This is a genomic window from Micromonospora sp. NPDC005203 (assembly GCF_042872705.1).
GTDB lineage: Bacteria > Actinomycetota > Actinomycetes > Mycobacteriales > Micromonosporaceae > Micromonospora.
The window spans coordinates 76136-101502 of sequence record NZ_JBIAKV010000004.1 but is presented as its reverse complement, the minus strand read 5'-3'; the positions used below and the strand labels follow the sequence as shown (position 1 = coordinate 101502).

Here is a 25367-nt window from a genome sequence, read left to right as displayed (position 1 = left end):
CCGACCCGCTCGGCGTCGGTCACTTGCCGGTGACGATGCCCGGGTTGATGCACAGACCCGGGTTGGCGCCGTTCTTCTCGGCGATCTCCAGACAACGGGTCACCTTGTCGACCTTCGCGTTGGTCTCGGTGATCTGCTTGGAGATCTCGGCGTTCTTGCGGTCCTGTTCCAGGTTGCGGGTCTGGGCCAGCTTGTCCTGGAACGCCTTGATGTTGCCCTCGGTCTTGTCGTCGTGGTTTACCCGGGTGATCGTCACCGAGAGGATGTCCACGTCGGTGGTGAGCCGGGTCTCCGCGCTGGTCTTGATGTTCGCCGCGAACGGCTTCAGGTCGACGTTGAGGTCGCCGGTCTGGGCGTCGATCTTCTCAAGGGGGTTGTACGCGGCGAAGGCGTCGTTGACCGCGCTGTCCAACTGCACTCCCACCCGTTGGCCCCGGAAGCTGTTGAAGTCGCCCTTGTAGTCCATGAACTGCTTCGGTGCGTTCTCCGGCTTGACCTGCCACTCGATGAGGACCTCGACGCAGGCGTCGGCGAGCGTGCCGGTGCGGACCCGTACGCAGTTGTTGCCGCCGATGTGGTCGTACTTCTGCCGGCCGGCGTCCCACTCGCCGACCTTCTGCCAGGGCGCCACCCACTTCAGGCCGGAACCGGTCACCTCGCCGGTGGGCTTGCCGAAGCTGGTGACGATGCCGACCGAGCGGATGGGCACCGAGTGGGCGCTGGAGGTGATCCCGACCAGCAGGGTGAGGACCAGGAAGCCGAGGGCCGCGAGAGCGGCCACCCGCTTCAGTGGCCGCGCGGGGGTGACGAGGGCCAGGACGGCGCTGACCGCCAGGGCGGCGGCGAAGACGATCGCCGTGGTGAAGCCGACAGGCATGGGTGGGACCTTCCGCGGGGCTGGGTGGATCATCAACCTAGGAGGTCCGGTCAAGGTCGCCGCCGGTAAATCCCGCGCCGGCGCATCCACCGCGCGCCGTTTCAGCGAACCCCCGGGTAGGGAACGTCTATCCGGGGGTACGTCTGGTGCTGACCGAGCCGATGCCGGCGGGGACCGTGGAGATCGCGTATGAGCAGGTCTCGCTGGCTGCCGAGGACCTGGACGGCAACGCCGTCGCCACGCTGGTGCTGCAGGTGGCCGAGGCCTGGGGCGTGCCGGCGCTCTGGGAGCAGGTCTGTCGTCCGTTGCTGGCCCGGCTGCGGGGACGTACCGCCGCCGAGGTCGCCGTCGAACACGCCCTCTTCGAGGGCGTCCGGGTCGGGTTGGACGTGTACCGCCGGGAGCCGGGCCGGTCGCTGCCCACCGGCGGGGTGCTGCTGGCCGGCGTCGAGAAGGAGGCGCACTGCCTTGGTCTGCACGCGCTCGCCGCCGCGCTGCGCGAGCAGGGGCGCGGGTGTCTGCACCTGGGTCCCGCGCTGCCCTGGTCGGCGCTGACCAGCGCGGTGTACCGGGCCCGCCCGCACACCGTCGTGCTCTGGTCGCAGACGCCGGTCACCGGCCGCGCGTACCGTCTGGTGCGCTTTGCCCGGGACCTCCCACGCCTGCGGGTGTTCGGCGCGGGACCGGGTTGGATCGAGCCACTCACCGCGCCGGCGGACCGTCTCGACTCGCTGCCGACCGCCGTCGCCGCCTGCCTGGCCGTCGCTGCCCGGCGTGATGCCCACCACATACGATACGGATCGGTGCCGTATCGTTAATGCACGCCGTAGGCTGACCCGCGTTACGAGTCTGACCCGTATCGTATTGCGGCGCGGGGAAAGCGTGGGGGGAACCAGGCATGGAGCTGCACAACAACACCGGCCACCCGAGGAGGTGGGCGATCCTGGGGGTGCTGGTGATCAGCCTCCTCGTGGTCGTCCTCGACAACACGATCCTGAACGTCGCCCTGCGTACCCTGGCCGACCCGGTGCACGGCCTCGGCGCCAGCCAGGGCGAGCTGGAGTGGTCCATCAACTCCTACACGCTCGTCTTCGCCGGGCTGCTGTTCACCTTCGGGGTGCTCGGCGACCGCGCCGGCCGCAAGCGCTTCCTGATGATCGGTCTGGTGCTGTTCGGCCTGGCGTCGCTGCTCTCCGCGTACGCCCAGAGCCCCGGCCAGCTCATCGCGGCCCGCGCCCTGATGGGGGTCGGCGGCGCGGCCATCATGCCGGTGACGCTCTCGATCATCTCCAACGTCTTCGACCCGCGCGAGCGTGGTCGGGCCATCGGGGTCTGGGCCGGCGCCGTCGGTCTCGCCGTGGCCATCGGCCCGATCCTCGGCGGCGCGCTGCTGGAGCACTTCTGGTGGGGCTCGGTCTTCCTGATCAACGTGCCGGTGGTCATCGCCGGCGTGGTGCTGGTGGGGCTGCTGGTCCCGGAGTCGCGTGATCCGCGACCGGGCCGGATCGACGTACTCGGCGTGCTGCTCTCCGTGGTCGGCCTGGTCGCCCTCTCCTACGGCATCATCGACGGCGGCGAGCACGGCTTCGACCGCCCGATCGCCTGGGGTTCGATCCTGATCGGCGTCGCGGTGCTCGCCTGGTTCGTCCAGCACGAGCGGCGCAGCGTCCACCCGTCGCTGGACGTCCGGCTGTTCCGGGTGCCCCGCTTCGCCGCGCCGGTCGCCATCGTCGGCCTGGTCTTCTTCGCCGCCATGGGCTCGATGTTCTTCGGCTCGTTCTACCTGCAACTCGTCCGCGACTACAGCCCGTTGCAGACCGGTCTGCTCTTCCTGCCCTTCGCCGGTGCCCAGCTGATCTTCGCGCCGCGCAGCGCCGCGATGGTCCGCCGCTACGGCGGTAAGGCCGTCGCCACCGTCGGGCTGGCGCTGACCGTGGTGTCACTCGGCGCCTTCGTCTTCATCGGCGCCTCCACCCCGATCTGGATCGTGCTGCTCGTCTTCCTCATCCAGGGCGCGGGAATGGCCAACATCATGCCGCCCGCCACGGAGTCGATCATGTCGGCGCTGCCCCGGGAGAAGGCCGGCGTGGGCTCCGCGGTCAGCAACACCATCCGCCAGGTGGCCGGCGCGCTCGGCGTGGCCGTCCTCGGCTCGGTGCTCTCCGCGGTCTACCGCAGCGACATCGGTGACGCGCTGACCGGTCTGCCCACGCAGGCCCGCGACGCGGCCAACGAGTCGATCTCCGGCGCGTACGCGGCGGCGGGCCAGCTCGGCCCGGCGGGCCCGTCGCTGATCTCGGCCGCCAACGACGCCTTCGTCACCGCCATGCACTGGGCGGCCGGGCTCTCCGCGGTGATCGCCGCGCTCGGGATCATCGTGGTGCTGCGCTGGATGCCGGGTCGGGAGGAGACCAGCGTCGCTCCGGCGGCCCCGGTTGCCGAACTCGAGTTGGCCGCTACGGCATAGGTGCGGGAAGATGTCGGCCATGACGTCCACCGCTGATGCTCCGCGGTCGCCCGGGCGACCGCGGAGCATCCGTGCCGACGAGGCGATCATCGAGGCCACCCTCGACCTGCTCGCCGAGGGCAGCACGATCGAAGCGCTCTCGATCGAGGCGATCGCCGCTCGCGCCGGGGTCGGCAAGGCCACCATCTACCGCCGCTGGGCGGGCAAGGACGCCCTGCTGCTGGACGCGCTACGTCGCCTCAAGGGCGTCCTGGCGCAGCCGGCCGGGCACTCGGTCCGCGACGACCTGGTGCTGCTGGTCGGCGCGATCGGCAAGAACGTCGACCCCCGCGCGCCGAAGATCATGCCCTGTCTCGCGTCCGCCGTGAACCGCGATTCGGATCAGTTCCAGCTCTACCAGAACATCATCTCGCCCCGCCGGCAGCTGATGCGCGAGGTGCTGCGGCGCGGCATCGACGAGGGAGTGCTCCGGGGCGACATCGACATCGAGGTGACGATGGCGCTGCTCACCGGGCCGATGCTGATCCAGCGGGTGCTCCAGTGGAACCCGGACCTGGACGAGCAGACACTGCCCGAGCGGGTCGTCGACGCCGTGCTGCGGGGCATCCAGGTCCGCTGAGCAGGCCGCTGGTCAGCGAGCCGGCGGCTGCTCGGGGCGCTCGCCGGCTGGCGTCGGCCGATCGACGGCCTGTCGGCGTTCGCGCACTGGCGGTCGTGGGCTGGCGTCGGTCGATCAGTCGGCCGATGCGCGCAGCCGGTGCAGGCGCAGCGCGAGCTGCACCTCCAACGCCCGCTCGGGCCGCTGCCAGTCCGCGCCGAGCAGCTGCCCGACCCGCTCCAACCGCTGGGTCACCGTGTTCACGTGCACGTGCAGCTGCTCGGCGGCGCGGGACAGACTGCCACCCACCCCGAAGTACGCCTCCAACGTCCGCACCAGAGCCGTGCCCCGACGGGCGTCGTAGTCGACCACCGGCCCGACCGTGCTGCGGAGGAACTGGGCCACGTCCGTCTCGCCCCGGTCACCGACCGTGCCCAGCAGTAACCCGACGAAGCCCAGCTCGGCGGTGCTCGCCCCCTGGCCGGTCCGGCCCAACGCGCCAAGCGCCGTGAGGCACCGGTCCGCCTCGTGGAAGGTCCCGGCCAGCGCCGCCGGCCCGTTCGACGGGCCGCTCGCCCCGGCGGTCACCGGTCGGCCGGTCACCCGGGACAGGTCCCTGGCCACCGCGCGGGCGCTGCCGCCCGCGTCCAACCCCGGCAGCATCAGCACCACCCGACCGTCGCGCGCCGCGGCCAGCCCACCGCGCGCCGAGGCGTACGTGGTGGCCCAGGAGAGCACCCGCTGCCGGGCCGAGCCGGTCGCCGCGATCGCGTCGTCGCCCACCGCCACCAGCACGTGCGGCGCGTCCAGGTCCACCCCGAGCCGGCGAGCACGACTGCGCAACGCGTCGGTGTCGCGCAGCGGGCGGGCGATCAGGTCGTCCAGCAGCTCGCCACGAACCCGCCCCTCCGCCTCCGCGACAGTCCGGCGGAACAGCAGCAGCAGCGCGGTCACCAGGGCGGCCCGCTCCAGAATCCGCTGGTCGGCGTCGACCAACTCGTCGTCCGGACGCAGCACCAGGGCGCCCAGGTTCTCCGCGCCCGCCACCACCGCCGCGTACCAGAGTGGACCCCGGCGCACACTTCGTCCCTCGGTCCGCGACGCCGCCACCGCCTCCACGATGTCCGCCCGGTCCGGCTCGTCGATCTCACCCACCCGGGCCAGCAGGCGGCCCTCGGCGTCCAACGCCAGCAGCGCACCACCCAGCACCTCGGTCACCGCCGCCGCCACGTCCTCCACCCCGCCGCCGCGCAGTACCAGCGCCGTCATCCGGTCGTGTGCCGCCGCGGCCCGCTCCACCGAGCTGCTGTGCGCCCGGATGGTGGTGTTCGCGGCCGACAACTCGGCCAGCGCCGAGCGGGTCTCGGTCAGCAGTCGGGCGGTGTCGATCGCCACCGCGGCGTGCGCGGCCAGCGAGACCAGCAGCGCCACCTCCTCCCGGACGAACGGCCGAGCCGAACGGTTGGCCGCGTAGAGCACACCGATCGAGGTGGAACCGAGCCGCAGCGGCACCCCGAGGATCGCCACCAGACCCTCCTCGCCCACCCCGGCGTCGATCTCCCCGGTGTGGTGGAAGCGCGCGTCCTCGCCGTAGTTCCCGGTGACGTACGGCGCGCCGGACTGGGCCACCAGGCCACCGAGACCGGCGCCCATCGGCAGCCGCAACCGCTGGAAACGGGCCGAGACCGACCCGTCGGTCACCCGCATGTAGGTGTCGCCGCGCTCGTCGTCGTTGAGCGTCATGTAGGCCACGTCCGCGCCGAGCAGGTTGCGGGCCCGGTGCGCGATCGCCCGCAGCACGTCGTCCAGGTCGCGCAACCCGGCCAGGTCGCTGACCGTGTCGTACAGGCCGGACAGCTCGGACTCCCGGCGGCGGCGGCGCTCCAACAGCGCGCGGACCCGCAACGCCACCGACCTGGCCTGCTCCAGCTCGGCCAGCCGCTCCGGCGGCAGCCCCGCGGCCCGCGCGGCCACCAGCGGTCCCTCGAACTCGACCGCCGCGGCCTCACGGGCGAGCAGCTCCAGGAACTCCACCGGCGATGACATGGTCGACATTGTGCTCAGCCCCACTAGTTGGCCGTCCAGCCCCCGTCGAGGGCGATCGACGCGCCGGTGATGAACGCCGCCGGCGACGAGCAGAGGTACGCCAACAGCTCGGCGACCTCCTCCGGCTCGATCAGTCGCTTGATCGCGGCCCGAGCCAGCATGATCTTCTCGACCACCTCGGCCTCGTCGATGCCGTGGCTGGCCGCCTGGTCGGCGATCTGGCTCTCCACCAGCGCGGTGCGTACGTACGCCGGGTTGATGCAGTTGGCGGTCACCCCGTGCGCGGCTCCCTCCAGTGCCACCACCTTCGACAGCCCCTCCAGGGCGTGCTTCGCCGAGACGTAGGCCGCCTTGTACGGCGACGCGCGCAGCCCGTGCACCGAGGAGATGTTGACGATCCGACCCCAGCCCCGGGCGTACATGTGCGGCAGCGCGCGACGGATCAACAGGAACGGCGCCTCCACCATCACCCGCTGGAGGTACTCGAAGCGCTCGACGGGAAAGTCCTGCAGCGGCGCGACGTGCTGAAGCCCGGCGTTGTTCACCACGATGTCCACGTCCACGTCGAGGCGGTCCACCGCCGCGGCGTCGGACAGGTCCACACCCTCTGCCCGGCCGCCGACCTCCGCGGCCACCGCCTTGGCCGCCTCCAGGTCGCGATCCACCACGAGCACCGTGGCGCCGGCCGCGCCCAGCCGCAGGGCGCACGCTCGCCCGATGCCGCCACCGCCCCCGGTGACCAGGGCGGTCCGACCGGCGAGGTCGACCTGTACGACGTGGGGGACCGCCACGGGTTCTGCCGTCATGGCGCAAGAAGTTACGAGCTGTGTGCTCCCCGGCACATGGGCCAGCGACACATACTCCGTACCAAAGCTGTGTGGCCCACCCGCCCCCGCGCGGAAAGATCGCGCAGCATCCGGGATTGTCAACGCCGTTGCGAGCGACGGAATGACCGTTCCTCAACCGATCCTGCATCGCGATCTTGCACTTCCTGCCCCGACATTAAGGGGCGTTACCGCTTAAATCAGCGACAGAAAGTGCAAGATCGGCGCAATTCTCCTGATCGACGTGGCTTGATCTACAAGCCTCGGCAGTCCGCAGCGGGTTGACCTGTCGGCCACAGCACTGACGCAACGGCGTTGTCCCGGGATGTAGTGGTGTTCTGGTGCTTCGTTGCCACTGCATCCCGGATCGAGCGTGACCCTGCGGCTGGCGCCCCGGACCTCCGCTCCCGGCCGGTCGAGCGTGGTGCGCGCGGGGCGCGGGCTCGGGGCGTGTCCCGTGGGGCTGGTGGGAAGGGCGCCGGTTAGGGTGTCGAACACACGTACTGCTGACGGCTGGGGAGGGGGCGGCGTGCGGGTGCTGGGGGTTGACCCGGGGCTCACCCGGTGCGGGGTGGGCGTGGTCGAGGGTGTGCCCGGGCGTCCGTGCACTCTGATCGCCTACTACGTCATCTACACCGACCCGGCCGACGACCTGGCGCTGCGCCTGCTGCACCTGGACCGGTCGCTCAACGATCTGGTCGCCGAGCACCAGCCGGAGAGCGTCGCCGTCGAGCGGGTGTTCAGTCAGCACAACGTGCGTACGGTGATGGGCACCGCGCAGGCCAGCGGCATCGCGGTGCTGGCCGGGGCGCGCGCCGGACTGCCGGTGCAGACGTACACGCCGAGCGAGGTGAAGGCGGCCGTGACCGGGTCCGGTCAGGCGGACAAGGCGCAGATGACCGCGATGGTCACCCGGCTGTTGCGGCTGGCCGAGCCGCCGAAACCGGCCGACGCCGCCGACGCGCTCGCCCTGGCCATCTGCCACGTGTGGCGCGGCGGGACCCGCTCGAAGCTGGCCGCGGCAGCCGACCGGGCACGACGAGGAGGAGCACGATGATCGCCAGCGTGCGCGGCACGGTGACCGCGACGGGTCCGGACCAGGCCGTGATCGAGGTCGGCGGTGTCGGCCTCGCCGTGCACTGCGCCCCCGGCACCCTCGCGGAGCTGCGGGTCGGCCAGGTCGCCCGGCTCGCCACCAGTCTGATCGTGCGGGAGGATTCGCTGACCCTCTACGGCTTCGCCGACGACGACGCCAAGTCGCTGTTCGAGTTGCTCCAGACGGCCAGCGGGGTGGGTCCGCGACTGGCTCAGGCGGTGCTTGCCGTGCACAGCCCGGACGCGGTGCGCAGGGCGATCGCCAACGCCGACACGGCCGCCCTGACCCGGGTGCCCGGAATTGGCAAGAAGGGCGCCGAGCGCCTGGTGCTGGAGCTGCGCGACCGGATCGGCCCGGTGCCGATCGGCGTCGACGGGGTGACCGGGGTGACCCGCGGTAGCTGGCCGGACCAGGTTCGGCAGGCGCTGGTCGGGCTGGGTTGGACGGCTGGCCAGGCCGATCAGGCGGTGGCCGCGGTGGCCGAGTCGATCGAGGGTGAGACGCCGCCGGTGCCGGTCCTGCTCAAGCAGGCCATCCGCCTGCTGGGTCGGACCCGATGAGCGAGACCGACGGGCTTGTCTCGGCGTACGTCAGTGACGCCGACCGGGACGCGGAGGCCACGGTCCGGCCGAGACGGTTGGCCGAGTTCATCGCCCAGGACCGGGTGCGTGATCAGCTCGACCTGTTGTTGCAGGGCGCGATGCGGCGTGGGTCGCCACCGGATCACATCCTGCTCTCCGGCCCGCCCGGTCTGGGCAAGACGAGTCTGGCCAACATCGTCGCGGCCGAGTTGGGCGCGGGTATCCGGGTGACGAGTGGCCCGGCGATCGAGCGTTCCGGGGACCTGGCGGCGATCCTGACCAGTCTCACCGAGGGCGATGTGCTCTTCATCGACGAGATCCACCGCATCGCGCGTCCGGCCGAGGAGTTGCTCTACAGCGCGATGGAGGATTTCCGGGTCGACGTGATCGTCGGCAAGGGGCCGGGCGCGACGGCGATCCCGCTGGATGTCGAGCCGTTCACCCTGGTGGGCGCGACGACCCGCTCGGGTCTGTTGACCGGTCCGATGCGGGACCGGTTCGGGTTCGTCGCCCACCTCGACTTCTACGCTCCGGCGGATCTGGAGACGCTGCTGCACCGTTCGGCGCGGATCCTGGGGGTGCCGATCACCCCGGAGGGTGCGACCGAGATCGCCGGTCGGTCCCGGGGCACGCCGCGGATCGCCAACCGGCTGCTGCGCCGGGTCCGCGACTACGCCGAGGTGCGGGCCGACGGCGTGGTCGATGTCGACACCGCCCGTGCGGCGCTGATCGTGTACGACGTGGACGCGCTCGGGTTGGACCGGTTGGACCGTGCGGTGCTGACCGCGTTGGTCGACTCGTTCCGGGGTGGGCCGGTGGGTCTGTCCACCCTTGCCGTGGCGGTGGGCGAGCAGCCGGACACGGTCGAGGAGGTCTGCGAGCCGTTCCTGGTCCGTGCCGGTCTGTTGGCGCGTACGCCGCGGGGGCGGGTGGCCACGGAGGGCGCCTGGCGGCATCTGGGGCGTACTCCGCCGAATGGTACCTTTGGCATGGATAGTCCACCTGTGCCCGATCTGTTCTCGATGGATACTGATCAGCCGTGATGTGAACGTGATCTGTGCCGCATTCGGCGTTCTCAGGTGCAGGGTTTAGACTTCGCCGCGGTCTGTACAGGACGTGAGATTCCGCCTCCGCTCCGGCGCCCCAAGCGCCGGGCCGGTGGCCAGTGGGAAGGTCAGTAACCGTGAACCACATAGCAGCGGGCCCCTCGGGCGGCGGCATCACGCCGATCCTGATGATCGTCCTGCTCTTCGGTGTCATGTATTTCATGATGATCCGGCCCCAGCAGAAGCGCCGCCGCGAGGCAGAGTCCATGCAGTCCGGGCTCGGCCCGGGCGACGAGGTCGTCACCATCGGCGGGCTCTACGGCACGGTCACCGGCATCGAGGACGACACCGTCCTGATCGAGGTCGCCCCGGGCGTGCAGACCCGCTACGCCCGCGCCGCCATCGCCCGGGTGACCACCCGCGCGGAGCTGCCGAGCGAGCCGGTCAGCGAGGACGCCGACACCGTCAAGGAATGACCCCTGCTCCCGGGGGATCGCGGTTCCGGCGTACGGCCGGTCGGCCGACCTCCGGGCCACCGCGCCCGACGGGGCAGCGGACCAGGCAGTAAAACTGGATAGTTGGGTCGACGCCGGGCGTCGGCACGTTCCGGTGACCATCGGCGTTCCGCGCCGGCGTGTCCGGGCCACGTGTCGGCATCTCGTCGGCTCAGGTCAGACCCGTCAGCCGGGACCCCCGGCCCGACACCGCCGCCGCTGCGCACAGCGGCGCCACCGCACAGGGAGACAGGACAGCCGTGGCACCACCTCAGGGACAGATGCGCCCCGGGCGGCAGCTCGCCGTGCTCGGGTTCATCTTCGTCGTCCTCTATCTACTGGTGTTCTTCTCCGGCGGCGCCAAGGGCAGCTTCCAGGATCGGCTCGAGCCCCGGCTCGGTCTGGACCTGATCGGCGGCACCCGGGTGACGTTGGAGGCGAGAAACAGCATCGGCGGCAAGGCCCCGACGGCGGAGAATCTCGAGGAGGCTCGTCAGATCATCGAGAGCCGGGTCAACGCGTTCGGCGTGGCCGAGGCCGAGGTGGTCACCGAGGGCAACCGGAACATCGTCATCTCCCTGCCCGGTGAGAACCGCAACCTGGACAACGTGGGCAACGCCGCCGAGCTGCGCTTCCGCAAGGTGCTCAAGGGTGCCGACGGCAGCGGGACGGCCGCCGTGCCGCCGCCGGCCGCGCCCACCCCGTCCGGCAGCGCCGTCCCCAACCCGTCCGGCAGCGCGACGCCGTCCGGCGGCGCCACCCCGACCCCGTCGGGCAGCGGCGCGCCGAAGATAACCTCGTCGCCCAGCGGCGGTCAGGGTGGGATGGCCCCGGCGCCCAGCGCCACGCCGACTCCGTCCGCGTCCGCGTCCGCCTCGGCCTCGGCGAGTGCCGCCGCGCCCAGTGCCAGTGCCAGCGACGAGCCGGTGTCGGCCAGCATCGAGCAGCAGCGCAAGGCCGTCGAGCAGAAGGTCGGCGCCGCCGCCTGGCAGGCCGCCAACGGTCTGCAGGCCCCGGCCGACCTGACCGCCGACCCGTCGCTCGCCGACAAGCTCAAGCCGTTCGGCACGCTGTCGCCGCAAGAGGTCGCCGTGCTGCCGGCGCAGATGCAGTTCAACACCCCGACCATCGGCTGCAAGCAGCTCGACGAGCGTCCCCCGGCGTCGATCTCCGACCCGAAGCAGCAGGTCGTCTCCTGCGAGGACGGCGCCTCGAAGTACCTGCTCGACCAGGCCAAGGTGCTGGGTACCGACGTGTCCGACGCCGACGCGGTGCTCGACCAGACCAACGCCTGGGTGGTCAGCCTCGACTTCAAGGGCGACGGTCAGGGCAAGTGGACCGACCTCACCCGTGAGTCGTTCACCAACGAGGGCCAGGCCTGCGACGCCACCGCACTCGGCCAGGACGGCAAGTGCCGGGTCGCCGTGGTGCTGGACAACGAGATCGTCTCCTCCCCGGAGATCCAGGGCGTGCTGACCGGCAACTCCCAGATCACCGGCAACTTCAACCAGAAGGACGCCAGCGCGCTCGCCGGCCAGCTGCGCTTCGGTGCGCTTCCGGTGACGTTCAAGCAGCAGGAGGCGCAGAACGTCACCGCGACGCTGGGTGCCAGCCACCTGCGCGCCGGTCTGCTCGCGGCCGGCATCGGCATGCTGCTGGTCATCATCTACGCGTTCTTCTACTACCGGCTGCTCGGCTCGGTGATCTTCCTGAGCCTGATCCTCTCCGCGCTGTTGGTCTTCGGCGCGCTGGTGGTGCTCGGCCGGCAGATCGGCTTCACGCTCACCCTCGCCGGCATCGCCGGCATGATCGTCTCGCTCGGTGTGGCGGCGGACTCGTTCGTCATCTACTTCGAACGGTTGAAGGACGAGATCCGGGAGGGGCGCAGCCCGCGTAGCGCGGTGCCGCGCGCCTGGATGCGGGCTCGTCGCACGATCATCTCGGCCAACGCGATCACCCTGCTCTCCGCCGTGGTGCTCTACGTGGTCTCGGTCGGCACGGTCAAGGGCTTCGCGTTCGCCCTCGGTCTGGCCACCGTGCTGGACCTGGTCGTGGTCTTCCTCTTCCGGCACCCGATCATGACGATGTTCGCCCGGACCCGGGCGTTCCTGTCCCCGCGGGTCAGCGGCCTGGGCCGGGCACTGCCGGCCCGCAGCCAGCAGACTCAGCCCCGCAACCCGCGCGCCAAGGAGGCCTGAGATGGCTGAAAACGGTCTGGCGAGCCGCCTCTACAACGGCGAGGCCGGTCTCAACGTCGTCGGCCGCCGCAAGCTCTGGTTCGGCGTCGCCGGTGTCCTGATCCTGATCGCGCTGCTCAGCTTCGGGCTGCGCGGGTTCAGCCTCGGCATCGAGTTCGCCGGCGGCAACTCGTTCCAGGTGCCGGCCAGTGTCGGCACCCTGGAAGACGCCGAGCGAGAGGTCAACTCGGCTCTCGCCGCGGAGAACACCGGCATCAAGGTGGCCACCGCCCAGAAGGTCGGCGGCACCGGTGGTGACACCTACGAGCTGCGGACGCCGCAGCTCAGCGCCGAGCAGACGAACGCGGTAAAGGGTCAGATCGCCGAGGACCTGGGGATCAACGCGGACCAGATCAGCGGTAACCAGGTCAGCGAGGCGTGGGGCAGTCAGGTGACCCAGCGGGCCGTACTCGGTCTGGTCATCTTCATCGCGCTGGTGATGGTCTACCTGATCCTGCGCTTCGAGTGGCGGATGGCCGTCGCGGCGGTCGCGTCGCTGTTCACCAACCTGATCCTCACCGCCGGCATCTACTCGCTCGTCGGCTTCGAGGTCACCCCGTCGACGATCATCGGCTTCCTCACGATCCTGGGCTTCGCGCTCTACGACGTGGTGGTGGTCTTCGACAAGGTCCAGGAGAACACCCGCGGCATCACCGCCAACAACAACCAGACGTACGGCGAGGCGGCCAACCTGGCCGTCAACCAGAGCCTGATGCGGTCGCTGAACACCTCGGTGGTCGCCCTGCTGCCGGTCGGCGGTCTGCTCTTCATCGGTGCCGGCCTGCTCGGCGCCGGCACGTTGAAGGACCTCGGCCTGGTGCTGTTCGTCGGTATGGCGGTGGCGTTCCTGACCTCCATCCTGGTGGCCACGCCGCTGCTGGCCCTGCTGAAGAACTACGACCCGCGGATCCAGGCGCACAACAAGCGCGTCCTGGCCCGGCGGGGCGGGCTCGCCCGGGGCGAGGTCACCGGCAAGGGTCCGGCGAGCCCGACCCAGGGTCAGGTGACCGAGGAGTCGCTCGACCCGGACGCTGCCGCGCTGGCCGGCGCCGCGCCCAAGGTGGGCGCTCGCCCGGCGGGCAAGCGGCCGACCGGTGCCCGGGGCGGTCGCCCCGGCGGTGGCGGCAACCGGCCGGGTGGCGCCAAGCGGCGCTGACCCGCCACGACACAACCGAACGGCGTCCGGCATGCTGTGCGAGCAGCACTGCCGGACGCCGTCGTCGTTGAAGGAGAGCGAAACAGCCATGACGGAGACCCACAGCACCGCGGCGCGCGGGGACAGCGGCCCGGAGGCCGCCCGACTGGTCGCCAGCCGGGTGCTGGACGTGCCCGACTTCCCCAAGCCCGGCGTGATGTTCAAGGACCTGATGCCGCTGTTCGCCGACGGGAAGGCGTTCCGTGAGGTGATCGACGGGATCATCGAGTACCACGGTCGGGACGCCTTCGACGTGGTGGTCGGCATCGAGGCGCGCGGGTTCGTCGTCGCCGCGGCCGTGGCGTACGCGGCCGGGGTCGGCGTGGTGCCGGTCCGGAAGGCCGGCAAGCTGCCCCGCCCGGCGCACTCGGTCTCCTACGCGCTCGAATACGGCGAGGCCACCCTCGAGGTGCACGAGGACGCCTTCACCGCCGGGCACCGGGTGCTGGTGGTCGACGACGTGTTGGCGACCGGCGGCACCGCCGAGGCGACGTTGGACCTGGTGGAGCGGGCCGGCGGCACCGTCACCGGTTTCACCGTGCTGCTGGAGCTCGGTTTCCTGGGCGGGCGGGAGCGGTTGGCACCGCGTCCCGTCCATGCCCTGCTGACCGTTTGAGCCGTTCGGTGGCGGGCTGACCGTTTGATGGCGGACTGGTCGGGCGGGAGCCTGCGGCGACCGTCCGGCGGAGCGGCAGCGGACCGTCCGTGCGGGTAGCATTGCCCATTGCTGACGCCGGCGGTACGCCGTCCGGCGGCACGAGACCAGGCCGGCCGATTGTTCGGCAGGTGATTTCCCGGCGAGCGGTGAGGAGGCCGGTGTCCCACGATGTCGTCCCTCCAGCGGAGGGCACGGTGCACCCGACAGGCGACGCTGACGGCACGGTGACTGACCGGGCAGGCGATGCGCCAGCCCGGGTCACGGGCGCCGGCAGCGGCTCTGGCCGGGCTGCCGGCGAGAGCGCGGTACGTCCGATCAGCGGCCCGCCGAGCGTCGAGGCGTCTCCCGGCGCCGACGGGGTGGTGGTGCCGTTCCCGAGTGACGCCGGCGTCGACCCGTCGCCGAGCGGTGGCTTCGGGCTGTCCAACGCGCCCACCGGGCGGCGGGTGCGGGCCCGGCTGGCCCGGTTCAACGCGCCCTGGCAGACCTCCCAGGTCAGTGAGGTGCTGGAGCCGCTCATCGCGAGCCACCGGGACAATCATCCCAAGGCCGATGCCCGGCTGCTCCAGCGCGCCTTCGACACGGCCGCGCGGTGGCACTCCGGGCAGTACCGCAAGTCCGGCGACCCGTACATCACGCACCCGCTCGCGGTGGCGACGATCCTCGGCAACCTGGGGATGGACACCACCACGCTCGTCGCCGCGCTGCTGCACGACACCATCGAGGACACCGAGTACACCCTCGACGCGATGCGCGCCGACTTCGGCGGCGAGGTCGCCCTGCTGGTCGACGGCGTCACCAAGCTGGACAAGGTCAAGCTGGGTGACGCGGCCAAGGCCGAGACGATCCGCAAGATGGTCGTGGCGATGGCCAAGGACCCGCGGGTGCTGGTGATCAAGTTGGCCGACCGGCTGCACAACATGCGTACCCTGACCTTCCTGCCCCGCCCCAAGCAGGAGCAGAAGGCCAAGGAGACGTTGGAGATCCTGGCGCCGCTGGCGCACCGGCTCGGTATGAACACGATCAAGTGGGAGCTGGAGGACCTGTCCTTCGGCACGTTGTTCCCGAAGCGCTACGAGGAGATCAACCGGCTGATCGGGGAGCACCAGCCGCAGCGCGAGACGCTGTTGCGGCAGGTCACCCAGAAGGTCGGCACCGACCTCAAGGCCGCCAAGATCAAGGCGGAGACCACCGGGCGGCCGAAGCACCTCTACTCGATCTACCAGAAGATGATCGTGCGGGGTCGTGACTTCAACGACATCTACGACCTGGTCGGGGTGCGGATCCTGGTCGACACGGTTCGGGACTGCTACGCGGCGCTGGGCGTCATCCACGCCAACTGGCAGCCGGTTCCGGGCCGGTTCAAGGACTACATCGCGATGCCCAAGTTCAACATGTACCAGTCGTTGCACACGACTGTCATCGGGCCCACCGGCAAGCCGGTGGAGATGCAGATCCGCACGTACGCGATGCACCGCACCGCGGAGTTCGGCATCGCCGCGCACTGGAAGTACAAGGAGCACAAGGGCACCCAGATCGTCGGCCCGCCGGCGCACATCGACGAGATGACCTGGCTGCGGCAGTTGCTCGACTGGCAGCGGGAGGCGGCCGACCCGAGCGAGTTCCTCGACGCGCTGCGCTTCGACCTGTCCAGCCAGGAGGTGTACGTCTTCACCCCCAAGGGTGACGTCATCCCGCTGCCGACCTCCTCGACGCCCGTGGACTTCGCGTACGCGGTGCACACCGAGGTGGGGCACAAGTGCATCGGGGCGCGGGTCAACGGCAAGCTGGTGCCGTTGGAGTCGACGCTGTCCAACGGCGACGTGATCGAGATCTTCACGTCGAAGTCCGAGACGGCCGGCCCCACGCAGGACTGGTTGGGCTTCGTCAAGAGCCCGCGGGCGCGTACGAAGATCCGCCAGTACTTCAACAAGGAGCGGCGCGAGGAGGCGATCGAGGCCGGCAAGGACGCGATCGTCAAGGCGATGCGCAAGCAGGGCATGCCGTTGCAGCGGATGCTCACCTCCGACGCGCTCATGTCGATCGCGCGGGACCTGCACCTGGCCGACGTGGCGTCGCTCTACGCGGCGGTCGGTGACAGCCAGGTCTCCGCCCAGTCGGTGGTGCAGAAGCTGATGGCCGCGTACGGCGGCGAGGAGGGCGCGGCGGAGGACATCGCCGAGACCGCCGTCGCCACCCGGCCACCGCGCAGCCGCCAGAGCAGCAACGACCCCGGTGTCGTGGTCCGCGGCGTCAGCGACGTCTGGATCAAGCTGGCCCGTTGCTGCACCCCGGTCCCACCGGATTCGGTGTTCGGTTTCGTCACCCGTTCCGGCGGGGTGAGTGTGCACCGCGACGACTGCGCCAACGCCGAGGACCTGCGGGCCCAGAGCGAGCGGGTGGTCGAGGTGAGTTGGAAGCTCACCTCCGCCTCGACCTTCCTGGTCGCCATCCAGGTCGAGGCACTGGACCGGCACAAGCTGCTGGCCGACGTCACCCGGGTGCTCTCCGACGAGCGGGTCAACATCCTCTCCGCCACCGTCACCACCACCCGCGACCGGGTGGCGGTGAGCCGGTTCAGCTTCGAGATGGCCGACCCGAAGCACCTCGGCCACCTGCTGGCCACGGTCCGCAAGGTGGACGGCGTCTTCGACGCGTACCGGGTCACCTCCGGCGCCTGACGCGTACCCCGGACACCCAGGCGCCCGCCGGCTCAGCCGGCGGGCGCCTGGTCGTCAGCGCGGGGGTCAGCCCTGCGGTGGGCTCATCGCGAGGTCCTTGATGATGACCTCCTTCTTCGGGTGGCCACCACCGGCCTGCTGGGCGAACGCGCCGTCGTCACCGGCCTTGGCCACGTCCTTGACGATGTCCATGCCGCCGGTGATGGTGCCCAGCACCGTGTACGCCGGGTCCAGCGGTGAGTCGCCGTAGACGATGAAGAACTGGCTGCCGGTGCTGCCCGGATCCTGCGACTTGGCCATCGCGATGACACCCTCCGGGTACGGCGGGCGCTTGTCGGTGGGCAGGTTCTCCTCGGCCATGCGGTAGCTCGGGCCGCCCTGGCCGTCGGTGTCCCGCCAGCCGTTGCCGGTGGCGCTGGGATCGCCGCACTGCAACACCTTGATGCCCTCGCTCACGAGGCGGTGGCACTTGGTGTTGTCGAAGAAGTTCTTCTCCGCGAGGTAGCTGAAGCTGCCCGCCGTGCACGGCACCTTCGACCGGTCGACCTTGGCCGTGATCGGGCCCAGGTTGGTGTCGATCGTCATGGTCTGCACGCCGGTGGCGGACTGCTGGTTGCTCGGCACCCCGACGTCCTTGATCTGCGGGGGCCGCTGTTCCTTCGGCAGCTCGTTGAAGGCGCACTCCGCCGCGCCGGCCGGCGCGGCGGTGTTCTTCTTGTCGTCGTCGCCGCCGCCGAGGCTCACCGCCAGCCAGACGGTGCCGGCGACCACGAGCACCAGCGCGCCTGCCGCGCTGATGATCGCCCGCGTCTGCCGGCCCTTGCGGGCCTTGGCCGCGCGCTCGGCCATCTCCTTCTCGAGCCGGGCGCGTGCCGCCGCGCGCTGCCGCTCTCTGGTGGACGTCACGCCTGGATCCTCCTGGCTGTCTGCTGCTGGGGTGCCGCTCTGGGTGTGGGTGGTGGCGGCCGGTCAGCCGGCGCTGGGGCTGCTGGACGGCGCGCCGGAGGCCGACGGCATCGGCGCCGCCGCGGTGACCGGCGCACCGACGGTGAGGCTCTGAATCGTCACGTCGGTGCTGGGCTTGACCTTGGCCCCGGTCCCATTGTCCACGGTCGGGAGGGCACCGATCTTCTCCACCACGTCCAGCCCGCCGGTCACCCGCCCGATCACCGGAAACTTCGGCTCGGCGGTGGTGAAGTCCTTGAAGAAGATCAGGAACTGGCTGCCGTTGCTGCCCGGCGGGTTGGCGATCATCGCCACGGTGCCCTTCGGGTACGTCGGCGGCTGGCCGGGAGCCGGGCTGGCCGACGACACGGTCGGCAGCTCCTCGTCGTAGAACGAGTAGGTCGGTCCGCCGAGGCCGGTGCCGCTCGGGTCACCGCAGCGCAGCGCGCCGTCGGCGGTGATCTCGTGGCACGTGGTGTTGTCGTAGAACGACCGGCTCGCCAGGTGCGCGATGCTCGCCGCCGCGCAGGGCGAGTTGGTCAGGCTGAGCTCCGCGGTGATCGGCCCGCCCTGGTTGGTGGTCACCGTCATCGCCCGGGTGCCTTCGGTGGGCAGACCCTTGCTCTCCGGCGTGCCGACGTCCTTGAGGTTGGCGTTGGCCGAGGCGTCCTGCGGCGTCCAGAGGCAGGTGTCCTCGTTTGCCGTGTTCTGCGTGGAGTCGGAGTCGAACGCCCCGAGTGCCCAGGCGGAGCCGGCCACGACCAACACGAGGATCAGGGCGGCGCCGACACCGGCCTGGATCTGCCGACGCCGCCGCGTGGCGGCGGCCCGGCGGGCCAACTGCCGGTCGAGCTTGGCCCGCGCCATTTTGCGCTGCCGGTCCCTGCTGGAAGCCACCGGTGCTCCCCTTTCCTCTACCTGGTCGTCGCCGGCGACCGGGCGTCCCGGCCCGTCCGGGCGTCACGTGTGCCGCGCCACACGCCCGCCAGAGTGTACGGCTAGTGACTGGGAAAGTGGTGTACGAGGTCCACCCCGTTCCGAGCAGCGCTTATCGGGCGGTGTCACTGTGTCCCGCGGGGCGCGCGGGACGGACGCGGCAAACTCACTCGGCGCGCCCGTTAGGCTGCTGGGCAGGACGACAGCCGTTCGACGAAAGGACAGCGCCCGTGCTCGTGGCCGGCTTTCCCGCGGACGCCTTCGGCACCAACTGCTACGTGGTTGCCACCGCGCCGGGGGAGCAGTGCGTGGTGGTCGACCCCGGCATCGGGGTGCTCGACCAGCTCGACGCGCTGCTCGCCGAACACCGCCTGCATCCGGCCGCTGTCCTGCTCACCCACGGGCACCTCGACCACACGTTCTCGGTCGCGCCGGTCTGCGGTGCGCGGGGCATCACCGCCTACGTGCACCCCGGCGACCGGGAGATGCTTGCCGATCCGGCCAAGGGCCTCTCGGCCGACCTGACGTCGCTGTTCGGCGGCCGACTGAGCTACACCGAGCCGGATGACGTGGCCGAGCTGACCGACGGCGCCACCCTCACCCTCGCCGGCCTGGAGATCGCCGTCGACCACGCCCCGGGCCATACCGGCGGGTCGGTGCTGTTCCGGTTGCCCGGCGCGGGCTCGGGCTGGGAGGCGGACGAGATCTGCCTGTCCGGCGACGTCCTCTTCGCCGGGTCGATCGGCCGCACCGACCTGCCGGGCGGGAGCATGCCGGCCATGCTCACCAGCCTGCGCGACAAGATCCTTCCGCTGGCCGACGACACCGTCGTGCTGCCCGGCCACGGCCCCAGCACCACCATCGGCCGCGAGCGCGCCAGCAACCCGTACCTCGTCGAGGTGGCCGGCACGACGCCGGCCGCTCCCACCCGGGGCCTCTAGATCTTTCGTCCGCGCCGCGGCGCGGACCCACGACACCACCGCGCCGCGGGCGCGGCACCGCAAGGAGTACGCCGATGAGCAAGCCCACGCCCATCTCCGGTTTTCCGGAGTGGACCCCCGGCCAGCGGATGATCGAGCAGTTCGTGCTCGACAAGATCCGCGCCACGTTCGAGCTGTACGGCTTCGCGCCGCTGGAGACCCGCGCGGTGGAGCCGCTGGACCAGTTGCTGCGCAAGGGCGAGACCTCGAAGGAGGTCTACGTGATCCGGCGGTTGCACGCCGACGCCGAGGGCGCGGGCGGCGACGACCAGCTCGGCCTGCACTTCGATCTGACCGTGCCGTTCGCCCGGTACGTGCTGGAGAACGCCGGCAAGCTGACCTTCCCGTTCCGCCGCTACCAGATCCAGAAGGTGTGGCGGGGGGAGCGACCGCAGGAGGGGCGCTACCGGGAGTTCGTCCAGGCCGACATCGACATCGTCGACCGGGACACCCTGGCCCCGCACCACGAGGCGGAGATGCCGCTTGTCATCGGGGACGCGCTGCGGTCGCTGCCGATCCCGCCGGTGACCATCCAGGTCAACAACCGCAAGATCCCCGAGGGCTTCTACCGGGGTATCGGGCTCACCGACCCGGAGGCGGCGCTGCGGGCGATCGACAAGCTCGACAAGATCGGTCCGGCGAAGGTGGCCGAGCTGCTGGCCCAGACCGCCGGGGCGAGCGAGGCGCAGGCCAAGGCGTGTCTGGCGCTGGCCGAGATCTCCGCTCCGGACGCGTCGTTCGCCGACGCCGTGCGGGCGCTCGGGGTGAGTGACCCGCTGCTCGACGAGGGCATCGAGGAGCTGGTCCGGGTGGTGCAGAGCGCCGCCGAGCACTCGCCCGGCCTCTGCGTGGCGGACCTGCGCATCGCCCGCGGCCTGGACTACTACACGGGCACCGTCTACGAGACCCAGCTGCGCGGCTACGAGCGGTTCGGCTCGATCTGCTCCGGCGGCCGGTACGACAACCTGGCCAGCGCCGGCGCTGTCTCGTACCCCGGGGTGGGTATCTCGATCGGGGTGACCCGGCTGCTCGGGTTGCTGTTCGGCGCGGGGGACCTGTCGGTCTCCCGCTCGGTGCCCACCTGTGTCCTGGTGGCACTGGCCGACGAGGAGCACCGGCCGGCCAGTGGCCGGATCGCGGCGGCGCTGCGGTCCCGCGGCATCGCCACCGAGGTCTCGCCGAGCGCGGCGAAGTTCGGCAAGCAGATCCGTTACGCCGAGCGGCGCGGCATCCCGTACGTGTGGTTCCCGGGTGCCGACGGAGCGCCGGACGAGGTGAAGGACATCCGTTCGGGTGAGCAGGTCACGGCCGGTGCGGGGGAGTGGATGCCACCACTGGCGGACCGCAAACCGACGGTCAGCTGAGTCTCACCACTGGCGCTCATGGTCGCGGGGACCTACGGTAGCGTAAGTTACGCCACCGTAGGGAGTTTCTCGTGACCATGAGCACCACACTGAGCCAGACCGCGCTCCTCGTCGAGTTGGAGCCGGTGGTTGCCCGCAACCTCGACCGCCACCTCTCGCTGGCCAAGGAGTGGTTCCCGCACGAGTACGTGCCGTGGAGCGAAGGGCGGACCTTCGACGGGCCGCTCGGCGGCGAGGCGTGGTCACCGACCGACTCGACCATCCCCGACGTGGCCCGCACGGCGCTGATCGTGAACCTGCTGACCGAGGACAACCTGCCCTCCTACCACCACGAGATCGCCACCCTGTTCGGCCGGGACGGCGCGTGGGGCACCTGGGTGCACAGGTGGACCGCGGAGGAGGGTCGACACGGGGTCGCGATCCGCGACTACCTGAGCGTCACCCGGGCGGTCGACCCGGTGGCGTTGGAGCGGGCCCGGATGACGCACATGTCGGAGGGCTACACCAACGCCCACGGCGACGAGGTGCTGCACTCGCTGGCGTACGTCTCGTTCCAGGAGTTGGCCACCCGCATCTCGCACCGCAACACCGGCAAGGCCACCGGCGACCCCGCCTGTGAGGCACTGCTGGCCCGGGTGGCCGCCGACGAGAACCTGCACATGGTCTTCTACCGCAACCTGCTCGCCGCCGCGTTCGAGCTGGCCCCGAGTCAGGCCATGCGGGCCGTCGCCGACGTGGTGGCCGACTTCCAGATGCCGGGCGCCGGCATCGACGGTTTCGCCCGCAAGTCGGTGGCGATCGCCCTGGCGGGCATCTACGACCTGCGCCAGCACCGCGACGAGGTGCTCCAGCCGGTGTTGCGCCAGTGGGACGTCTTCAACGTGACAGGTCTCGACGCCGACGGCGAGGCGGCCCGCGAGCAGCTCGCCGGCCAGCTCGACAACCTGGACAAGGCAGCAAGCCGCTTCGAGGAGAAGCGCGACGCCCGAGCCGCCCGCCTAGCCCTTCGCTGACCCACCCCCCACCCTCTCCTGCCCCCACCCCGGGTCTCCACTCCGTTGATCATGGAGTGGGTCAGGGCAATAACTTCCATGATCAACGCGGCGTGGGGGTGGGGTGGGGTCAGGGTTGGGGGAGCAGGAGGCAGGTGCTGGTGGCGTGGGCCGTCAGGCGGCCGTTGGCGTCGGTGATGCGGGCCTCGGCCAGGGCCGTCCGGTTGCCACGTTGCAGCACCGTCCCCGTACAGCGCAGCGTGCCACTGGCGACCGTGACCGGGCGGAGGAACTTCACGTTGAGGTCCAGCGAGGTGTAGCCGACGCCGGCCGGCAGGGTGCTGTGCACGGCGCAGCCCGCGGCCGTGTCCAGCAGTGTCGAGAGGACACCGCCATGGACGGTGCCGAGCGGGTTGTAGTGGAACTCCTGCGGGGTCAGCTCGACGACCACCACGCCCTCGTCGGCCGCCATCCGGGTCATGTCGATGAGGTGCATCACCGGTGGTGCGGCCAACTCGCCGGCGATCATCGCCCGGAGCATGTCGAGGCCACTGCGTCGACCGACCTGAGCGGCGTTGACCGCCGGGTCCGCCCAGGTGAAGGTACGGCTGCGCGCCGGTTCCTGCGTCTGCGTCATGGATGCAGCCTGGCAGCAGGTTGCTGAGTCTGTCAACGAGACCTAGCCTGGTTGGATGCGACCCGCAGCGCTGGACTGGTCGGTGGAGAACTGCACCATCGCCCGTGCCATGGAGATCCTCGGTGAGCGGTGGACCCTTGTGGTGCTCCGCGAGGTGTTCACCGGCATCCGCCGCTTCGACGACATGCGGGTGCGCACCGGCATTCCGCGGCAGGTGCTGACCAACCGGCTGGCCGGCCTGGTCGAGCAGGGCGTGCTGCGCCGCGAGCCGTACCGGGAGCCGGGCAGCCGGGTGCGCCACGAGTACCTGTTGACGGAGAAGGGTCTGGACCTCTGGCCGGTCCTGGTGGCCGTGCTCGGGTGGGGTGACCGGTACCTCGCCGACGCCGAGGGTTCGCCGCTGAGCGTCACTCACCGTGACTGCGGCGCCCCGGTGCACGTCGGATTGCGCTGCGCCGACGGACACGATGTGGGGCGGGTGCGTGACGTGGTTCCCCGCCCCGGCCCCGGTGCCCGCCGCCGTACGCCCTGACGGGCGGTACCCGCGCCGGGAGTGCGCCAAGACATCGACGATCATGCGCGTCGGAGACAAATCCGGTGTGACGGTGGCTGTTCGCCATCGTGTCGGTGGTGTTGCGGAGATGTGGCCGGCCGCGTTCGCTGAATCCGGGCTCAACCAAGCCTTGTCAATGATCTTAAGTATGTGAATACTTCAGTGCACTTGGCCGGTTTCCCCAGATCGGCCGGGTTGCCCTCGGGTCAGCCGACCTCGGCGAGACCCGCTCCCCCGCCCAGGAGGTTGTTACATGCGACCCACGAGGTCCACATTCCGCGTTGCGGCCACTGTCGCCGTTTCCGGAAGCCTGGTCGTCGGTGTGCTCATCGGCGCACCCGCCCAGGCCGCACCCGCCGCCTCGCCCGACGCCGCGGCCGCGCTGTCCGCGCAACTCGGCGACCGCTCGGCCGGCTCGTACATCGACGCCAGCGGCAGGTCCGTCGTCACGGTGACCGACGCGGCCGCCGCGAGCGCGGCGAACAAGGCCGGTGCCGCCGTCCGCTACGTCACCCGCGGTGCTGGCGAACTCAACCGGGCCACCGCCGACCTGGAGCGCTCCGCGAAGATCCCGGGCACCGCCTGGTGGAGCGACCCGGTCACCAACCAGGTCGTGGTCTCCGTCGACAGCACCGTCACCGGCGCCAAGCTGGAGCGGGTCAAGGCCGCCGCCGCGCGGGCCAACGGCGCGGTCCGCGTCGAGGCCGAGGCGGGCGTGCTGAGCACCCGGATCTCCGGTGGCCAGGCCATCTACGCCGGCGGGGGCGGGCGCTGCTCGCTCGGCTTCAACGTGCGCAGCGGCAGCACCTACTCCTTCGTGACCGCCGGGCACTGCACCAACATCTCGGCGAGTTGGTACTCGAACTCCGCCCAGACCGCCCTCCTCGGCACCCGGACCGGCACCAGCTTCCCGGGCAACGACTACGGCATCGTGCGGCACAACAACTCGGCGAACGCCGCCGGTAACGTCTACCTCTACAACGGCAGCTACCGGGACATCACCGGCGCCGGCAACGCCTCAGTCGGTCAGTCGGTGCAGCGCTCCGGCAGCACCACCGGCCTGCGCAGCGGCTCGGTGAACGCGACGAACGCCACGGTGAACTACGCCGAGGGTTCGGTCTCCGGCCTGATCCGCACCAACGTCTGCGCCGAGCCGGGCGACAGCGGCGGCTCGCTGTTCGCCAACACCACGGCCCTGGGCCTGACCTCCGGTGGCAGTGGCAACTGCCGCTCCGGTGGCACGACCTTCTTCCAGCCCGTCACCGAGGCCCTGAGCCGCTACGGCGTCAGCGTCTTCTGATCCCGTCACCGCCCGCGGGCCGCCGGAGGATTCCGGCGGCCCGCGTCGCGCGTCCGGCCGCCGTCGCGCGCCGGCTCAGGCGAGCCGGTCGGGCCGCTGGGTGGGTCGCCGGGGATCCGGGGGCACGACAGCCACGGCGGGACCGGTGGGTGTCGCGGCGCCGACGGACCAGGCGAGGTGTGCCCGCCGGGCGGAGACGACCGCCAGCAGCGGCCACAGGGAGACCGCCACCGCCGTGACCCGCTCGGCCAGCCCGGTGCGCGACCCACTTGTCACCTCGAACGCGCACCAGCCGAAGAGCGCGAGCAGCACGAGGGTGGTGCGCAGCCCCACCGCCCGGCGAAACGCCCAGGGCGGCTCCGGTCGGGTCGGGTGCTCGGCGTCGTGACCGCGCGGCAGCCGCAGTGCCGAGCCGGCCGGCCAGAGCACCAGGGCGAGGACTGCCACCGTGGCCGCGACGCCGTGGCTGAGCGAGCCGCCGACCGGCGGCCGGGGAAACGCGACAAGCGCGATGGTGGCCACCCCACCGATCGCGAGCAGGAACCGGCTGGGCAGTCCGGCCGCGTGCAGGACGGCGGCCACCGACAGGTAGCAGCAGCCGAGCAGCACCAGCGCCACCACCATGATCCAGGCGTCGGTGGCGTCCTGCCCCGCCAGCTCGCTGATGGTGTCCCGGATCGGGTCGTACCCGGCGGGCTGTCGGGCCTCCGCGACGGTCCAACCGGCCACCAGCAGCACGGGCGCGGCCGCCGCCGTGGCGACGGCCCAGTTCGGTACGGGCCGCATTTCGCCACGTTAACCGGCGCGGCTGCCGGGGGAGACGGGTTCGCCGGTCCACCCCACCAGCGAATCGCGCCGGC

22 protein-coding genes and 1 pseudogene are annotated in these 25367 nt (G+C 71.0%); 16 read left to right on the top strand and 7 right to left on the bottom strand.

All coding sequences use genetic code 11. The features are described from left to right. Nucleotides 1–19: 19 nt before the first annotated feature. Nucleotides 20–877 carry an SPFH domain-containing protein gene (locus ACFYPM_RS12220; RefSeq protein WP_387194665.1) on the bottom strand — a complete coding sequence of 286 codons (858 nt, stop codon included), beginning with the start codon at nt 875–877 and terminating at the stop codon, nt 20–22. Nucleotides 878–1023: 146 nt separating this feature from the next. On the opposite strand from ACFYPM_RS12220, the gene ACFYPM_RS12215 reads away from it, so the two are divergent. The 3 genes from ACFYPM_RS12215 (at nt 1024) to ACFYPM_RS12205 (ending at nt 3963) form a co-directional block, all read left to right on the top strand. Next, nucleotides 1024–1695: a transcriptional regulator gene (locus tag ACFYPM_RS12215; RefSeq protein ID WP_387194662.1), complete on the top strand. Its 672-nt coding sequence runs from the start codon at nt 1024–1026 to the stop codon at nt 1693–1695. Between the two features lie 80 nt (nt 1696–1775). Beyond that, nucleotides 1776–3344, top strand: coding sequence for an MFS transporter (locus ACFYPM_RS12210; protein ID WP_387194660.1), 1569 nt, complete (start codon nt 1776–1778; stop codon nt 3342–3344). Nucleotides 3345–3354: 10 nt separating this feature from the next. Continuing rightward, nucleotides 3355–3963 (top strand): TetR/AcrR family transcriptional regulator, encoded by a 609-nt coding sequence (locus ACFYPM_RS12205; protein WP_387194657.1) that lies wholly within the window; start codon nt 3355–3357, stop codon nt 3961–3963. A gap of 114 nt (nt 3964–4077) precedes the next feature. Here ACFYPM_RS12205 and ACFYPM_RS12200 read toward each other — a convergent pair whose 3' ends face one another. Next, nucleotides 4078–5997, bottom strand: coding sequence for a helix-turn-helix domain-containing protein (locus ACFYPM_RS12200; protein ID WP_387194654.1), 1920 nt, complete (start codon nt 5995–5997; stop codon nt 4078–4080). A 14-nt stretch (nt 5998–6011) separates the two neighbouring features. Continuing rightward, a complete protein-coding gene (locus ACFYPM_RS12195) occupies nt 6012–6794 on the bottom strand; it encodes a 3-hydroxybutyrate dehydrogenase (protein ID WP_387194651.1) in 783 nt (260 codons plus the stop codon). Nucleotides 6795–7341: 547 nt separating this feature from the next. Here ACFYPM_RS12195 and ruvC point away from each other — a divergent pair. From ruvC to ACFYPM_RS12155, 8 genes and pseudogenes are all read left to right on the top strand, one after another. Continuing rightward, on the top strand, nt 7342–7869 hold the full coding sequence (gene ruvC / locus ACFYPM_RS12190) for a crossover junction endodeoxyribonuclease RuvC (RefSeq protein ID WP_387194648.1): 528 nt from the start codon (nt 7342–7344) through the stop codon (nt 7867–7869). Further along, nucleotides 7866–8468, top strand: coding sequence for a Holliday junction branch migration protein RuvA (ruvA, locus tag ACFYPM_RS12185; RefSeq protein WP_387194645.1), 603 nt, complete (start codon nt 7866–7868; stop codon nt 8466–8468). The genes ruvC and ruvA overlap by 4 nt, the downstream gene beginning before the upstream one ends. Beyond that, complete coding sequence (gene ruvB / locus ACFYPM_RS12180) at nt 8465–9532, top strand: Holliday junction branch migration DNA helicase RuvB (RefSeq protein ID WP_387194642.1); 1068 nt, start codon at nt 8465–8467, stop codon at nt 9530–9532. The genes ruvA and ruvB overlap by 4 nt, the downstream gene beginning before the upstream one ends. Before the next feature lie 140 nt (nt 9533–9672). Next, nucleotides 9673–10011, top strand: coding sequence for a preprotein translocase subunit YajC (yajC, locus tag ACFYPM_RS12175; RefSeq protein WP_387194639.1), 339 nt, complete (start codon nt 9673–9675; stop codon nt 10009–10011). Between the two features lie 278 nt (nt 10012–10289). After that, nucleotides 10290–12227, top strand: a complete 1938-nt coding sequence (gene secD, locus ACFYPM_RS12170; RefSeq protein ID WP_387194636.1) for a protein translocase subunit SecD — start codon at nt 10290–10292, stop codon at nt 12225–12227. Nucleotide 12228: 1 nt separating this feature from the next. After that, nucleotides 12229–13422, top strand: coding sequence for a protein translocase subunit SecF (gene secF, locus ACFYPM_RS12165; RefSeq protein ID WP_387194633.1), 1194 nt, complete (start codon nt 12229–12231; stop codon nt 13420–13422). A gap of 88 nt (nt 13423–13510) precedes the next feature. Then, nucleotides 13511–14077: an adenine phosphoribosyltransferase gene (locus ACFYPM_RS12160; protein WP_387194630.1), complete on the top strand. Its 567-nt coding sequence runs from the start codon at nt 13511–13513 to the stop codon at nt 14075–14077. Between the two features lie 443 nt (nt 14078–14520). Next, nucleotides 14521–16800 (top strand): annotated as a pseudogene (locus tag ACFYPM_RS12155) (RelA/SpoT family protein); the annotation flags it as partial. Nucleotides 16801–16866: 66 nt separating this feature from the next. On the opposite strand, the gene ACFYPM_RS12150 reads toward ACFYPM_RS12155, so the two are convergent. Together ACFYPM_RS12150 and ACFYPM_RS12145 are read right to left on the bottom strand one after the other, a co-directional pair. Continuing rightward, nucleotides 16867–17706, bottom strand: coding sequence for a peptidylprolyl isomerase (locus ACFYPM_RS12150; RefSeq protein WP_387194627.1), 840 nt, complete (start codon nt 17704–17706; stop codon nt 16867–16869). Between the two features lie 63 nt (nt 17707–17769). Next, a complete protein-coding gene (locus ACFYPM_RS12145; protein ID WP_387194624.1) occupies nt 17770–18642 on the bottom strand; it encodes a peptidylprolyl isomerase in 873 nt (290 codons plus the stop codon). 269 nt (nt 18643–18911) lie between these two features. On the opposite strand from ACFYPM_RS12145, the gene ACFYPM_RS12140 reads away from it, so the two are divergent. The 3 genes from ACFYPM_RS12140 to ACFYPM_RS12130 all read left to right on the top strand — a co-directional run bounded on the left by ACFYPM_RS12140 (nt 18912) and on the right by ACFYPM_RS12130 (nt 22038). Further along, nucleotides 18912–19622, top strand: coding sequence for an MBL fold metallo-hydrolase (locus tag ACFYPM_RS12140; protein WP_387194621.1), 711 nt, complete (start codon nt 18912–18914; stop codon nt 19620–19622). 74 nt (nt 19623–19696) lie between these two features. Beyond that, complete coding sequence (gene hisS, locus ACFYPM_RS12135) at nt 19697–21025, top strand: histidine--tRNA ligase (protein ID WP_387194618.1); 1329 nt, start codon at nt 19697–19699, stop codon at nt 21023–21025. Nucleotides 21026–21102: 77 nt separating this feature from the next. Continuing rightward, the gene (locus ACFYPM_RS12130; RefSeq protein WP_387195426.1) at nt 21103–22038 is read left to right on the top strand and encodes an acyl-ACP desaturase; all 936 of its coding nucleotides are present in this window, start codon (nt 21103–21105) and stop codon (nt 22036–22038) included. 109 nt (nt 22039–22147) lie between these two features. On the opposite strand, the gene ACFYPM_RS12125 is transcribed toward ACFYPM_RS12130, so the two are convergent. Further along, nucleotides 22148–22654 (bottom strand): PaaI family thioesterase, encoded by a 507-nt coding sequence (locus ACFYPM_RS12125; protein WP_387194615.1) that lies wholly within the window; start codon nt 22652–22654, stop codon nt 22148–22150. Between the two features lie 55 nt (nt 22655–22709). On the opposite strand from ACFYPM_RS12125, the gene ACFYPM_RS12120 reads away from it, so the two are divergent. Together ACFYPM_RS12120 and ACFYPM_RS12115 are read left to right on the top strand one after the other, a co-directional pair. After that, on the top strand, nt 22710–23186 hold the full coding sequence (locus tag ACFYPM_RS12120; protein ID WP_387194611.1) for a winged helix-turn-helix transcriptional regulator: 477 nt from the start codon (nt 22710–22712) through the stop codon (nt 23184–23186). 274 nt (nt 23187–23460) lie between these two features. After that, complete coding sequence (locus ACFYPM_RS12115; RefSeq protein ID WP_387194608.1) at nt 23461–24507, top strand: S1 family peptidase; 1047 nt, start codon at nt 23461–23463, stop codon at nt 24505–24507. Nucleotides 24508–24582: 75 nt separating this feature from the next. Here ACFYPM_RS12115 and ACFYPM_RS12110 read toward each other — a convergent pair whose 3' ends face one another. Next, entirely contained in the window at nt 24583–25293 is a 711-nt protein-coding gene (locus ACFYPM_RS12110; RefSeq protein ID WP_387194605.1) for a DUF998 domain-containing protein, read from the bottom strand. Between the last annotated feature and the right edge of the window lie 74 nt (nt 25294–25367).

Excerpts from the sequence above, each read along its gene's own strand:
- ACFYPM_RS12205 (WP_387194657.1), top strand. The coding sequence starts at position 3,355 with ATGTCGGCCATGACGTCCACCGCTGATGCTCCGCGGTCGCCCGGGCGA.
- ruvA (WP_387194645.1), top strand. The coding sequence starts at position 7,866 with ATGATCGCCAGCGTGCGCGGCACGGTGACCGCGACGGGTCCGGACCAG.
- hisS (WP_387194618.1), top strand. The coding sequence starts at position 19,697 with ATGAGCAAGCCCACGCCCATCTCCGGTTTTCCGGAGTGGACCCCCGGC.
- ACFYPM_RS12160 (WP_387194630.1), top strand. The coding sequence starts at position 13,511 with ATGACGGAGACCCACAGCACCGCGGCGCGCGGGGACAGCGGCCCGGAG.
- ACFYPM_RS12210 (WP_387194660.1), top strand. The coding sequence starts at position 1,776 with ATGGAGCTGCACAACAACACCGGCCACCCGAGGAGGTGGGCGATCCTG.
- ACFYPM_RS12120 (WP_387194611.1), top strand. The coding sequence starts at position 22,710 with ATGCGACCCGCAGCGCTGGACTGGTCGGTGGAGAACTGCACCATCGCC.
- secF (WP_387194633.1), top strand. The coding sequence starts at position 12,229 with ATGGCTGAAAACGGTCTGGCGAGCCGCCTCTACAACGGCGAGGCCGGT.
- ACFYPM_RS12130 (WP_387195426.1), top strand. The coding sequence starts at position 21,103 with ATGAGCACCACACTGAGCCAGACCGCGCTCCTCGTCGAGTTGGAGCCG.
- ACFYPM_RS12200 (WP_387194654.1), bottom strand. The coding sequence starts at position 5,997 with ATGTCGACCATGTCATCGCCGGTGGAGTTCCTGGAGCTGCTCGCCCGT.
- ACFYPM_RS12110 (WP_387194605.1), bottom strand. The coding sequence starts at position 25,293 with ATGCGGCCCGTACCGAACTGGGCCGTCGCCACGGCGGCGGCCGCGCCC.
- ACFYPM_RS12220 (WP_387194665.1), bottom strand. The coding sequence starts at position 877 with ATGCCTGTCGGCTTCACCACGGCGATCGTCTTCGCCGCCGCCCTGGCG.
- ACFYPM_RS12115 (WP_387194608.1), top strand. The coding sequence starts at position 23,461 with ATGCGACCCACGAGGTCCACATTCCGCGTTGCGGCCACTGTCGCCGTT.
- ACFYPM_RS12125 (WP_387194615.1), bottom strand. The coding sequence starts at position 22,654 with ATGACGCAGACGCAGGAACCGGCGCGCAGCCGTACCTTCACCTGGGCG.
- ACFYPM_RS12195 (WP_387194651.1), bottom strand. The coding sequence starts at position 6,794 with ATGACGGCAGAACCCGTGGCGGTCCCCCACGTCGTACAGGTCGACCTC.
- ruvB (WP_387194642.1), top strand. The coding sequence starts at position 8,465 with ATGAGCGAGACCGACGGGCTTGTCTCGGCGTACGTCAGTGACGCCGAC.